The organism is Mesorhizobium sp. B2-7-1, from assembly GCF_006440735.1.
GTDB lineage: Bacteria > Pseudomonadota > Alphaproteobacteria > Rhizobiales > Rhizobiaceae > Mesorhizobium.
On record NZ_VFUA01000157.1, the window covers coordinates 1 to 11,660 of the forward strand.

10 protein-coding genes, 1 tRNA gene and 1 pseudogene are annotated in these 11,660 nt (G+C 60.0%); 5 read left to right on the top strand and 7 right to left on the bottom strand.

The window, feature by feature from the left end; all coding sequences use genetic code 11:
• On the top strand, positions 1–1,111 hold a 1,111-nt coding region (gene mnmA / locus FJ471_RS32625), incomplete at its 5' end, for a tRNA 2-thiouridine(34) synthase MnmA (RefSeq protein WP_140809732.1).
• A gap of 32 nt (positions 1,112–1,143) precedes the next feature.
• On the opposite strand, the gene FJ471_RS32630 is transcribed toward mnmA, so the two are convergent.
• Entirely contained in the window at positions 1,144–2,109 is a 966-nt protein-coding gene (locus FJ471_RS32630) for a Gfo/Idh/MocA family oxidoreductase (protein WP_140809734.1), read from the bottom strand.
• A 252-nt stretch (positions 2,110–2,361) separates the two neighbouring features.
• Between FJ471_RS32630 and FJ471_RS32635 the strand changes: the two genes are divergently transcribed.
• A tRNA-Met gene (locus tag FJ471_RS32635) sits at positions 2,362–2,438 on the top strand.
• Here FJ471_RS32635 and FJ471_RS32640 read toward each other — a convergent pair.
• Together FJ471_RS32640 and FJ471_RS32645 are read right to left on the bottom strand one after the other, a co-directional pair.
• Complete coding sequence (locus FJ471_RS32640) at positions 2,395–4,053, bottom strand: recombinase family protein (RefSeq protein WP_348643392.1); 1,659 nt, start codon at positions 4,051–4,053, stop codon at positions 2,395–2,397. The genes FJ471_RS32635 and FJ471_RS32640 overlap by 44 nt on opposite strands.
• A gap of 409 nt (positions 4,054–4,462) precedes the next feature.
• Entirely contained in the window at positions 4,463–5,038 is a 576-nt protein-coding gene (locus FJ471_RS32645; RefSeq protein ID WP_140809736.1) for a hypothetical protein, read from the bottom strand.
• Between the two features lie 118 nt (positions 5,039–5,156).
• Here FJ471_RS32645 and FJ471_RS32650 point away from each other — a divergent pair, with 118 nt between their 5' ends.
• The gene (locus FJ471_RS32650; protein WP_140809738.1) at positions 5,157–5,402 is read left to right on the top strand and encodes a helix-turn-helix transcriptional regulator; all 246 of its coding nucleotides are present in this window, start codon (positions 5,157–5,159) and stop codon (positions 5,400–5,402) included.
• A 502-nt stretch (positions 5,403–5,904) separates the two neighbouring features.
• Here FJ471_RS32650 and FJ471_RS32655 read toward each other — a convergent pair.
• Positions 5,905–7,092, bottom strand: coding sequence for a hypothetical protein (locus FJ471_RS32655; RefSeq protein WP_181179909.1), 1,188 nt, complete (start codon positions 7,090–7,092; stop codon positions 5,905–5,907).
• A gap of 280 nt (positions 7,093–7,372) precedes the next feature.
• Here FJ471_RS32655 and FJ471_RS32660 point away from each other — a divergent pair, with 280 nt between their 5' ends.
• On the top strand, positions 7,373–7,858 hold the full coding sequence (locus FJ471_RS32660) for a hypothetical protein (RefSeq protein WP_140809742.1): 486 nt from the start codon (positions 7,373–7,375) through the stop codon (positions 7,856–7,858).
• 283 nt (positions 7,859–8,141) lie between these two features.
• Here FJ471_RS32660 and FJ471_RS35005 read toward each other — a convergent pair whose 3' ends face one another.
• Complete coding sequence (locus FJ471_RS35005; protein WP_181179911.1) at positions 8,142–8,318, bottom strand: hypothetical protein; 177 nt, start codon at positions 8,316–8,318, stop codon at positions 8,142–8,144.
• A gap of 331 nt (positions 8,319–8,649) precedes the next feature.
• Between FJ471_RS35005 and FJ471_RS32670 the strand changes: the two genes are divergently transcribed.
• On the top strand, positions 8,650–9,603 hold the full coding sequence (locus tag FJ471_RS32670) for a DUF1295 domain-containing protein (RefSeq protein ID WP_181179913.1): 954 nt from the start codon (positions 8,650–8,652) through the stop codon (positions 9,601–9,603).
• Positions 9,604–9,873: 270 nt separating this feature from the next.
• Here FJ471_RS32670 and FJ471_RS32675 read toward each other — a convergent pair whose 3' ends face one another.
• Positions 9,874–10,089 carry an AlpA family phage regulatory protein gene (locus tag FJ471_RS32675; RefSeq protein WP_140809746.1) on the bottom strand — a complete coding sequence of 72 codons (216 nt, stop codon included), beginning with the start codon at positions 10,087–10,089 and terminating at the stop codon, positions 9,874–9,876.
• 128 nt (positions 10,090–10,217) lie between these two features.
• Positions 10,218–11,660 (bottom strand): annotated as a pseudogene (locus FJ471_RS32680) (Ti-type conjugative transfer relaxase TraA); the annotation flags it as partial.

Sequence of the window (11,660 nt, forward strand, 5' to 3'; positions counted from 1 at the left end):
GGTCGCAGGCATCCTGAAGCGCGAAGGCTATGACGTCGTCGGCGTGACGCTGCAGCTTTACGATCACGGCGCGGCCACTCATCGCGCCGGTTCGTGCTGCGCCGGGCAGGATATCGACGATGCCCGCCTTGTCTCCGAGACGCTCGGCATCCCGCATTACGTGCTCGACTACGAGGAGCGCTTCCGCAAGGCGGTCATCGATCCCTTCGCCGAGAGCTATGTCGCCGGCGAGACGCCGATCCCTTGCGTGTCCTGCAATCAGACGGTGAAGTTCGCCGATCTTCTGGCGACCGCGCAGGATCTCGGCGCCGACGCTTTGGCCACCGGCCATTACATCCGTTCGCGCGCCAATGGCGCGCATCGCGCGCTCTACCGGCCGGTCGACGCCGACCGCGACCAGAGCTATTTCCTGTTCGCCACCACGCAGGCGCAGATCGATTACCTGCGATTTCCGCTCGGCGGTCTGTCGAAGCCGCAGGTCCGCGCCATCGCCGAGGAGATGGGTCTGACCGTCGCCGCCAAGCAGGACAGCCAGGACATCTGCTTCGTGCCGCAGGGCAAGTATTCCGACATCATCGCCAAGCTGAAGCCGGCCGCCGCCAATCCCGGCGACATCGTCCATATCGACGGCCGCGTGCTCGGCCGCCACGAAGGCATTCTGCGCTACACGATCGGCCAGCGCCGCGGCATCGGCATCGCCTCGGGCGAGCCGCTCTATGTCGTCCATCTCGACGCCGACCGGGCGCGCGTCATCGTCGGCCCGCGCGAGGCGCTGGAGACGCACAAGATCTATCTGCGCAACATGAACTGGCTGGGCGATGGGCCGCTGTCGGACGTTCCGGCCGGCGGTATCGAGCTTTTCGCAAAAGTCCGCTCGACCAGGCCGCCACGCCCGGCCGTGCTGCGTCACCGCGACGGCGTGACCTCCGTCGAGCTGGCCGACGGCGAGTCCGGCATCGCGCCTGGGCAGGCCTGCGTGCTCTATTCCGACGACGGCAACGAGGCGCGCGTGTTCGGCGGCGGCTTCATCGAGCGCTCCGAACGCGGCGCCGAGGCCGAGGCCATGCTGTCCAGGCTAGCCGCCAGGCCGGCGCAGATTCCCGCCGAGTAAATTCTCAGTCTGATTGCCGCTTCAGGATCGGCTCAGGCGGACGAGCCGGTATGGATCACCGTGCCGGCGGTCAGGATGCGCAGCACCCGGATCGCTTCCTCGCCGTCGGTGCGCGGCTCGGCGCGCGTCTCGATGCATTGCATGAAATGGGCAAGCTCGCGCGTCAGCGGCATGCCTTCGCCGACCGGCACATAGGAAGGCTCATTGGCGGTGAATGCCCACTGGCCGCTGTCCTGCCAGACCGCGTGGCGGTAGACGGCAAGCTTGCGCTCCCAGGGCTCGACGTCGTCGAACACCGCCATCGCCTTGGTGCCGACGACCGTCAGCCGCCGCTCGCGATAGGGATTGAGGCGCGAGGCGAAGAGATGGCTGCGCAGGCCGTTCGGGAAACGCATATGCAGATGCGCGAAGTCGCTGAGATTGTCGAGGAGCGCCGCGCCCTCGCCCCTCACCTCGATCGGCTCGGTGCCGGTGATGGCGAGGATCATCGACAAATCGTGCGGCGCCAGATCCCAAAGCGCGTCGTTCTCGGTGTGGAACTTGCCCAGGCCGAGCCTGTGCGAGTGAATGTAGCGCACCTCGCCCAGCTCGCCATTGTCGATCAGCGCCTTCAGCGTCTCGAAGGCCGGATGGAAGCGCAGCACATGGCCGACCATGAACACGCGGCCATTGTCTTTTGCCGCCTTCACGGCGCGCTCGGCATCGGCGACGGTCAGCGCGATCGGCTTTTCCACCAGCACGTCCTTGCCGCTCTCGACGGCGCGTACCGCGGTGTCGGCATGGAATTGCGGCGGCAGCGCCATGACGATGGCGTCGATGTCGGTTCGCTCGAACAGCATGTCCGGCTCGATCGCCAGGCAATCCTGCTCGCTGGCGAAACCTTCGGCGCGAGCGCGGTTGACGTCGGAAACGGCATGCAGCGCGCCAAGCGCCTTGAGGGTGCGGATATGGTTGCTGCCCCAGTATCCGCAACCGAGGACGGCGATGCGCGGCTTCATTCGCTCAAACTCTAGAATTTCATGGCCGAGACATAGCGACGTGCCCCGCCGAACTCAACCCCGGGACGTGCCCTGAGTGTCTGTCCGGCAAAGCTTTTCTGGGATGAGATTATGCCGGCCCGATTATGCCGGCATGTCGGCCTCATCCAAGCTTGACAGGCTCACCCTCCCAACCTTATATCCGCGCGACCTTGGCGAACGCCTCGCGACGCCCGTCCATCCAGGACGGTTTTGCGGGCCATTTGCCACCCTGGCGGGGTAGCTCAGTTGGTTAGAGCACGGGAATCATAATCCTGGGGTCGGGGGTTCAAGTCCCTCTCCCGCTACCACCATTCCCCCCACTCCTTTGATGCCGTGGGGGAAGGCACGCTCGCCCAAGAGCGCTGTCAGTCGGCCGGCGATTTCGACTTCAACCCCGCCGGTTCTCGACGAATCTCGAAACACGGTGACGGTTTCGACCAAGTCGCGCATTGCCTCCGCACATTCGGAATCGCCAGAAGCAATGCCCTTGGCAAGCCCGGCCTGAAGTTGGTTCAGTTGTTCCTCGTACCTTGCCAGCACGGTAGGGTGCAGCGCGATCACTCCGGTCGCGGCCGGCACCTGATCCAACTCAGCCAAAATGCACTTGCGCTCTTCATTCAGCGATGTTGATTGCGGTCCCAGTACGGCTGCGTCGCCGTGGCCCTTGGCAATGGCGTTGACCAGCCGCTCGATCTCGCGAGATAGTTCTCCAAGCCGTCGCTCCAAATGAGTGCGCCTGGCATCGATGTCGGCTGCCAAGCGCTTCCGTTCTTCGTGGTACGTCTGGACGTACTGGGCAATCACATCGGGACGGCGCAACTCGGCGGTAAGCCCGCTCAGAACTGCAGTTTCGACGGTATCTAAATAGAAGGTCTTCGGATCAGCGCATGTCCCGCTTTCTGTCGCGGCCGAACAGCGGATGCGAATGCGCTTGGACTTGTCCGTGCCTTTTGAAGACATTCCTGCACCACAGGCACCGCATCTCAGAAGCCCAGCCAGCATATGCCGTGGTCGGCGTTGATGGCTTGGAGGGGTGGTTGCACGCGCCTTCTTGCGTGCTTGTGCTGCGTCGAACAGGTCGGACGAGACAATGGCGAGGTCCGGTACTACGACTACTCGCCATTCGCCCTTGGGATTTGGACGCGAGACACGTTTCCCCGTATCAGGATCCTTGATCATTCTGACCCTGTTCCAGATCAGTCGGCCAGCATAAAGCTCATTGTTAAGCAGCCCCGTCCCCCTTTGCACATTTCCATTGATGGTAGAGGCATTCCAGGCTCTACCGCGAGGCGGCGGTATGCGGTCTCTGTTTAGATCGTGAGCGATATCGCGCGGGGTTTGCCCTTCGACATACTCTCGAAAGACACGACGCACGATGTCGGCTTCATCCTCTTCGATCATCCGCTTCCCGGGGTCGCCCAGCACGTACGAATAGCCATATGTCAATCCGCCGGCATGAAGCCCTTTGTTGACTCGGCCGGCTTGGCCCCTACGGACTTTGTGAGCGATGTCCTCTCGATACAACTGGCCAACGAGACCGCGCAGGCCGACCAAGACCGTGTTCACCACGCCTTCGTGAACGGCACGAATTTCGATACCGAGAAATGAAAGGCGCTTGTGAATGCCCGCAAGGTCTTCCATGTCGCGCGAGAGTCGATCAAGTGCCTCTACGACGAGCACGTCGAATTCGTGCTCACGCGCTTTGTCCATGAGGTGAAGTAAACCGTCACGGCCCAGGACGGAGCCACCGGAGCGTGCTCGGTCGTCAAACGTTGCGACAACGTTCAACCCCTCACGGTCTGCGTATGCACGGCATAAGGCGAGTTGATCGTCAATCGATCGCTCATTCTGGAGGTCGGTTGAGAAGCGTGCGTAGATCGCTGTCCGATTCATGGTGAGTCTTCTCGGCTTGTTCACGCGCATGGTCTTCGCGGGCCGCTTGGCGAGCGAGAGCGCTTGCAAGACGCAGAATCGCCCGGTCGGGTGGCTCTTGCAAGACCCGCTTTCGGGACTTCACAACCATTGCAGGAACAGCTTGCGACGGGGCAAAAATAGCGGGGGAGATAATAGCCCGAACGATGGCAGTCGGCAGCATGGCTGCCGGCCATCAAGAATGCCAAGAAAACGTAGCTCCTCCATGCCTCGCACGATGCGCTCATGCGCAAGACGAGGGAATTCGCCATAATGGGCGGTCGCAGAAAGGGATAGTAAGGCGTGCTATTGGGACAAACTTCGCCCTGATCCGATACTCCGATTCAAACCTGTCGTAACGAAAAACCCCTGTTAGCACTGAGCCGCATTGGTTGAACAAACATGGTGGACCGAAGGACTTCTATCGTGAGCTGATGCCAACGACAGGCGCTCCCCTCAAGACCAGATCAGAGGCCTGCTTTTCCAGACGGACCAGATCGGCCGCTATTTCCTGATAAAGTCTACAGTCCGCCTGGACGACGGTTCGCTCAGGCCGCTCAAGCGGCAGGCTTCCGGCAATTTCCTTCAAGTCGGCAAGGACCGAAGCAATATGCGGCCAGGGAAAGTCTGTTGGATCATCGATATCGCGATCTGCGCCAGCGATGATTTCGAGCTTGGCGACGACACCGAGAAGCGACCGCGCCCGTATTTGGGGTAGCTTGTCCTGAAGCTTCAAAGCCACAATGGAGGACTCGACCTCCGCTTGGCAGGCGATCGAGTAAGCCACCTGCTTGTCATTAGCTTCCGAGCCTCTAGCGTCGAGATACCGCCTCTCCAGACGCTGTTGAAGACGGCAAAGGACCTGAGAAACATGCTGCGCCCGCAACCAATCTCGGAGCAATAGAATCGGGGGGTCTGCATCCGGCAACCGGTTCGACGCCGTATCCCTGCCATTCGTGACGAAAGGCATAGTCGTGCTATGGTCGGAATCAGCCATGATCCGAGCTCCGCAAAGCGTGGGCGTGGTTAGACTGTTAGAAGCGGGGGACCACTTCCAACGGTCGCTTCCTAAAACAAGCATATTTGCACTTTTTGTGCAACAGGGCATTTGAACAATGAAGGTAAGTGCGGCCCAAATTCGCGCGGCCCGTGGGCTTCTCGACATTTCTCAACAGGAACTGTCGGATCTATCCAAGGTAAGCTTGAGGACGATCGTGCAGTTCGAACGTGGTTCGAAACCCGCATCTGAATCCATCCTGCAAGCGCTGAAGCTATCGCTCGAAGCAGCCGGAATAGAATTCATTCCAGAGAATGGCGGTGGGCCTGGTGTGCGCTTGTCACGCGGTACCGCGAACACATAGACGAGGGCAGTATCTACAGGCGGCTCTAGGGGTTATCTGTTTCCCAATTAATGTTAGCAATGCGCCCAGTGGTAGCCACTCCCCCGGTTTCGTTAATTCACCGAAAGCGGACATCGCGAGTGCAGGTAACAGGCAGCGCTGCGCGAAAGACGGCCATTGAAACAAGCGGCGTCCAGGACCGCAGTGGGGTCTCGGCCCCGAAGCCAAAACCCAATAGCGCCTACTAACAATCCAGCCGATTTCGAAGAAAGAGCCGATGCTACGCACCTCCAGTCTCCACTAGGGAAGCGGTCGACGCGGCCAACTAGTGCGCCGTCAACTTTTCCTGCGCTGCGAGGAAGCCAAATATACTTGCATAAAGGGCCTCTCCATACCTGCACTCGATCAGAGCATCCGACACAGCACGATCAGAAGACCGGTGGACTTTTAATGATCGTCAACGTTATCCAGATGACGATCTCCGATCATCCAGCTATGCGCCGGCGGCAGCACGTGAGCGCCTTCAAGAATCCTCGAGGAAAAACTGCTTGCGGAGAGCCCGGTGGCGGGTGACCAGGGTCACAACGTCGCGTTGTCTGGTCGTTCCTGTCTTGGCGAAGATCGCCTTGAGATGCGTCTGGATGGTCGAGCGCGACACCCCGACCCGCTCGGCGATCTCCGACAAGGTCCCTCCCCGCTCGAACTCCAGGATCAGGCTGACTTCCGCCTTGGTTAGTCCGAAATGTAGGCGCAACTCCCCGATGAGCGCTGACCGGTCTTCGGGAGCGTGGGGGCGGACGATCACCATGGCGACGGTTCTCGGCGCAAAGATCGACAGCAGTCCGGCCGGCAAGGCGTTCGTCTGGTCGATGGCCATTGGCACGCAGGTGACGGTGTAGCTGCCCGATCGGGCGTTGACGATCAGATCGTTCGGCCTGGCGCGATCTTGCAATATGGCGCAACTGTCGCGGACAAGCCGGGCGAAGGCCGCGCTCGCCTGGACGTTCCTCATCTCGACGATGTCCCTCGCCTTGACCCGCAAGACCCTGGCATCGGCCAGAAGCTTGTTCGCCGGCGCGTTAGATGCCAGCAGGCGGCAATCCGGATCGAGGACTATTGCCGGGTCGACGAGTTGGTCGATCAATCCACGTCCCCCCGACAGATGAAAAGTCGGGTTGGTGAGGCGGTTTACCTCGAGCGCCGATCGAAGGGCGGGCACAAGGGTTTGCAACAGGGCCTTTCCCCGAGCGTGCATCTGTTGGTGATGCCGAAAATCATGATGCACGGCCAACAGCGCGTATCGCTCCTTGTGAGCGGCAAATTTTAAGGCGGTCGCCGCATCGCATTCACGCTCGTGGTCCACAAAGTCCGTGAAAAATTCCGTCTGCCACAGCAATTTTTCCGGGTACAAATCTGACGAGCTTTTGAACGAAGACATGTGCATCTCGTTCGCACCCTTGGTCCAGGGATTAACCTTCCAATAGTAGTCGCCGTAGGCCTGTATGGTCTTATTATTGAAGCCGGAATGGACAACCTGGTGAACGGCTGTGCTTTCCTCCTCCACCACTTGAAACAGGATCTTCGATCCTGGAATAAAGTCCTGCACCGCCCGGGCGACGTCACTCCAGCGGTTTACGTCACAAGCCGCGGTATTGATGACCGCGGCGAGGTCCGCGATCTCAGACGACAAACGCTTTTCACGCGACGCCATGATCGCTCGCATATTGCCTATCGGGAGATTCCATGGACAGCGCCCTCCGCACGGTTCGATTTAGCGCGGCATGACCAGAACTTTCACTCCACAAACCCCTTCACCCCCGATCCAACCCAACTCCGCGATGCAACCCTTGCACGAACGCAGATCGGTTGCCAGTGGCTCTCTGACCAGTGGGCTTGCCTCCCTCGTTTGGGGGATGCAGGCAAACTCGGCTCCCCTAGCATCGCAATGTCGATCTTGTTGACACGTTGCCGGGGCGGCACATGGGGGGCCCATGCTTTATATGTTTCATTCTCGTTTCCGCAACGTTCGTCCGACGCGGAAGTGCGCCAGGCACCTGCTGACGGCAAGCGCGTTAGTGCTCTCCGGTTGTGCTGTTTCCGGAACCCAGGTCCTGGCGCCCTATCAATTGGCGGATGGCACAAGATTCCAGGACGTGGTGACGATCGGCGCCGACAGAACGGGCACGGCGCCGGTGGTAACCCATGTCAAGACGTTCAGGGTTGGTGAAAAAGGCGGAGCCGCCCTCGTCACCGACGGCATCGGCTCGGGTTCCGGTCTCGGCGCGGTGATCACCGGCGCGGCCGTCGCAGGCGTCACAGGCGGCGTCACCGGCGGCCTCATCGCCAACGCCGTGCGCCACCATTCCAATTCCTCGTCCCCCGCCATTTCTTGCTCGGATCCCGCCAATGCTCAGACGCCGACATGTCTATGCCTGGCAAATCCCAGGCTTCCCGGTTGTGAAAATGCGCTTCAATAGTCGGCGAAGAAAGCGGATCCGTCGGCATCACTGCGTATGGCGTATGGTGATTTCCAGCCATACGCGGGCAAATTTGGACTGATCGAAAGCGGATCGGGTGGCGAATCAGATGCAACAATCTTCTGGGTCAAAGGCCCTCTTGTTGGGTGCTGGTCTTGCATGTGGCCTTCTATCGATTCTCGGCTTGGGGGGCTGCCACGCTCAACCCCAGTCCTCCATCTGGGTCCGACAGTGCGACGGCACGGTAGCCGACGTCAGTTGCATTAGCATTAGAGGCACCGGTTCAGACCATATAGAGCACGGCGGCGGGGCGGGGAATGGAGCCGCGAATGGGAATGCAAACGGGACCGGCAATGGAACCGGGAACGGCACCGGCAATGGAACCGGTAACGGCACCGGCAATGGAGGCGGGAACGACACGGGAATCGGGAATGGCTGATCCCGAATCCTGATAGATCATGACAGATCGATTCGCTTCACGAAGGTCCGATTGTGCTACGCTCACATGGGTCTTAGGTATTTTCGGGATTCTCACGGCTTGGGAGATTGCCCGTCACCTAGTTCTAAACGATGTCGATACAGTTCTGCTAGTTCTACTTTTGCCCGCAATGACGATGGCTTTGTACGAACTCTCGGCCCTGAAGGTGCATCGACGCCCATCGACGGGGCTAGATTTCTCGCTTCCCTTAAACGGCTGGAACATCGGTCGATGTACCTTTAAGCTTTTGGCCCACTGGTGTTGCTGGTCTGCAATAGCGCTCTACTACTGGTGTTCCAAGGAAAATCAGGAGATGGCGCGGGCAGATGTAGTGTTCGCAGCCATACTTCGGCTTCTGCCAATTCTGGTGATATTGAGCCCAATCTATATTATCCTGACGGATCGCAATCAGACGACCCCCCTGGACGAAGCATGGCAATTTGGCCGCTGGATAACAAAGCGTCCGGGGGCGAGCCTGACGGAAGGGGCGAAGCAGTTTGCCCTGAGCTACGCCCTGCGAGCTTTCTTCTTGCCGTGGGCACTGGCCGCCATTCCCGGCCTCATGCATGCCTCCGAGATGTCCTTGTTGGATGTGGTCCACTTAACGCCGCGATCGATCCTCGCGTATCTGATTGCGAAAGCGTTAGTTGTTGAAACCATATTCGTGGCCATAGGGTATTCGCTGGCCCTGCGAGTTCTCGATACCCATTATAAAGCGACGTTTTCTCACGTAGGCGCTTGGATCGTGACTCTCATTTGCTACTATCCGTTCAGTAATTCGGCGATTACGTGGTTTAATCACTACGAGCCTGCCAAAGACTGGACATCATTGATTCCGAAAGGAAGCGCGCTGGACTTTATGTGGTGCGTGCTCATTGCATCGGCGCTTGGAACGAACCTCGTCGCCAACATATCGTTTGGCCTGCGGTTCTCGAATCTCTCGAGGCGGGGCCTGAACACAGCTGGGCTGTACCGATATTTTGCTCATCCATCGTATTTTGCCAAAGTCATCAATTGGTGGCTTATCTATCTGCCGTTCGTGCCATCGAACGGCGTGGCGGAAGCTGTCCGCTCTCTGATCCTAATGTGCGCGATAACGCTCATTTATTACCTCCGCGGCCGGGCAGAGCAGAATGAACTTTCGGACGATCCGCAATACCTTGAACACTTAGCGCGGATACGCGCTACGGGAGCATGGGCCCAGATCAAGAACTTGACGCGCTTTGCGTCCCGTCGATCGACCATAAGCTGGGAGGAGCGAGCATAGTCGGCACTCTCAGAAGTCCCGGCTTTTGTTATGGCGATACGATGCCGATGTTTTCCTTCAGCATGTCTGAGGACCTCTATCCCCACACCGTGCTCCGGCAGCAGGCTTGATTCCTCGGCCTTCGAACCTGTGAACCTGAGCTACGGCTACTCCGTTGCCTGTTTCAACGGCAGACGGGCGGACAGAATGGCCTGCCGCGCCATAAGCTTAGAGAATGAAATCACACTCGGAATCTATTGCATTGGGGGCAGGGTTCCTATGCCGATGTCGCTAGTCGCTATTGTTCCGCCCCGGTCTGGGGCACCAGCAGACAGGGTCAGCAATCCATCGATTAACATCGGATTCGCGCCAGCCCGCCCCGTTTAAGCTGATCTTGATCTGGGCCGGGAATGTGCCTTCGGCGATCTTGCGATAGATGGTCGAGCGAGACAGGCCGGTCCGGGCAAGGACGGTTTGGAGGCGTATGATACGATCCGGCTCGGACATAGCTTGCCTGCACCTCACTGGTTCCTGCTGGTCTCTGCGGGGACATACAGGACGAACCCATGCCGGAGGCAATCAGGTTTGTCGCCTCAGCCGACCGCGGAGTGGAAACGGCGGCAAATCGGCAGGTCTTAGATCCCAATGCCCCGCCCCTTACCGATACCGTGGCTGAAGGCGAGTTCCGCGCCCAGACGACGACCCGACTCCACGTTGATGCCAAGCTCGCGCTTGCGGTTCGCAAGCAGGGATTCAAGCTGCGGATCGCGTTCAAGGCTCTTGGCCATGTCGGACATAGCGGAGCGCGTTGACTTGTAGCCCGACATGTCGCCGGCCTGGTATTGGCCCTGGCTCGTTCGATCGAGCTTTTGCCAGCGTTCCACGAAACGGTCTGCGCGGCGGCTCGGATCGGTGTCCAGACCGGTGCGGATTTCTGTTTCAAGAACGATGCGATTGACGCGGCCGGCCCCCGCCTCAGGAATCAGCTCAGGATTTTTCACATACGCCGCTTCGGCATCGCGCCAGCCGTGGGGCCGAACCTTCTCGAAAGCGTTACGGGCATCCCTCAACTCGCGCATCTGCTCGGGACTTCCCTGCCCATCCGCATTTCCAGTGCTGAGGATCGCATCGATTATACGCGCGTGACGGACGAGCGCTTTCGTGCGAGCGCTGCGCAGCGCCGCTTCCGGGTCAACCTGCACATCTGTTTCGGGCTGCGCTCCCCTGGCGGGAGCGTCTGGCCGAGGCGCAGCGCCGACATCACCGATTTTCGCTCCAACATCTTCCTCTCCCGGTCCGCGCCCGAGATCCTGGCCTGGCGCGGCGTCTCCGGGCGAGCGCAATCCGTCCAGCAACTCGCCGATCCTGTCGCGCAGCTTCTCCGGAACGATGCGGCGCACGATCTCGACCACACGCTCGCGGAAGGTGATCCCACGCCGCTCTGCAAAGCTCTGCGCCGGATTGGCCTGCTCGTAATCCGACGCCATGTCCTTGGCACGGTCGCGTGACAGCGTGCGGACGAGCCGGTCGCGTGTCGCGAAGTCGTCGCTGCCGTAGTGCAGGTCCATCCTGTCGCGATGACGCGACAGGGAGACGTAGCTGCCGTGCGCATCCATGCCCGGCGTTGCCAGGATATGGGTCCGGTCGACGGTCATGCCCTGGGCCTTGTGAATGGTTGCGGCATAGCCGTGGTCGATGTGGGTATAGTCTTTCAGGTCAAAGCGCACAGACCTGCCGTCGTCGGTTCGAACCGTCATCCTTTGCGTGCTGACCTCCTCGATCACACCGAGCGTGCCGTTCTTGACGCCGAGCCCGCGCTCGTTGCGCAGGAACATGACGCGGTCGCCCCTCGCGAAGTTCCTTGCGCCGCGTTCCACATCCACGTGAACATCGTCAGCGAGATCTCCAGCAGCGCGCATACGCCCGCGTGCCGCCTGGTTCAGCGCGCGCACCTCGTCGTTCGTGTGACTGAGGATGATCCGGCTTGCGTCAGGCTCCGCCTGCCTGTCGCGATCCCAGCGCTCGACAAGATCGCTGCGCGCCTGGTCGCGCGTCGCGGCTTGATGCACCATGCCTTT

What these genes read in the sequence shown, in the direction of transcription:
- FJ471_RS32640 (WP_348643392.1), bottom strand. Translation starts at nt 4,053, where the DNA reads ATGCGCGTGAACAAGCCGAGAAGACTCACCATGAATCGGACAGCGATC.
- FJ471_RS32660 (WP_140809742.1), top strand. Translation starts at nt 7,373, where the DNA reads ATGCTTTATATGTTTCATTCTCGTTTCCGCAACGTTCGTCCGACGCGG.
- FJ471_RS32670 (WP_181179913.1), top strand. Translation starts at nt 8,650, where the DNA reads ATGGCGCGGGCAGATGTAGTGTTCGCAGCCATACTTCGGCTTCTGCCA.
- FJ471_RS32655 (WP_181179909.1), bottom strand. Translation starts at nt 7,092, where the DNA reads ATGGCGTCGCGTGAAAAGCGTTTGTCGTCTGAGATCGCGGACCTCGCC.
- FJ471_RS32645 (WP_140809736.1), bottom strand. Translation starts at nt 5,038, where the DNA reads ATGGCTGATTCCGACCATAGCACGACTATGCCTTTCGTCACGAATGGC.
- FJ471_RS32650 (WP_140809738.1), top strand. Translation starts at nt 5,157, where the DNA reads ATGAAGGTAAGTGCGGCCCAAATTCGCGCGGCCCGTGGGCTTCTCGAC.
- FJ471_RS32675 (WP_140809746.1), bottom strand. Translation starts at nt 10,089, where the DNA reads ATGTCCGAGCCGGATCGTATCATACGCCTCCAAACCGTCCTTGCCCGG.
- FJ471_RS35005 (WP_181179911.1), bottom strand. Translation starts at nt 8,318, where the DNA reads ATGATCTATCAGGATTCGGGATCAGCCATTCCCGATTCCCGTGTCGTT.
- FJ471_RS32630 (WP_140809734.1), bottom strand. Translation starts at nt 2,109, where the DNA reads ATGAAGCCGCGCATCGCCGTCCTCGGTTGCGGATACTGGGGCAGCAAC.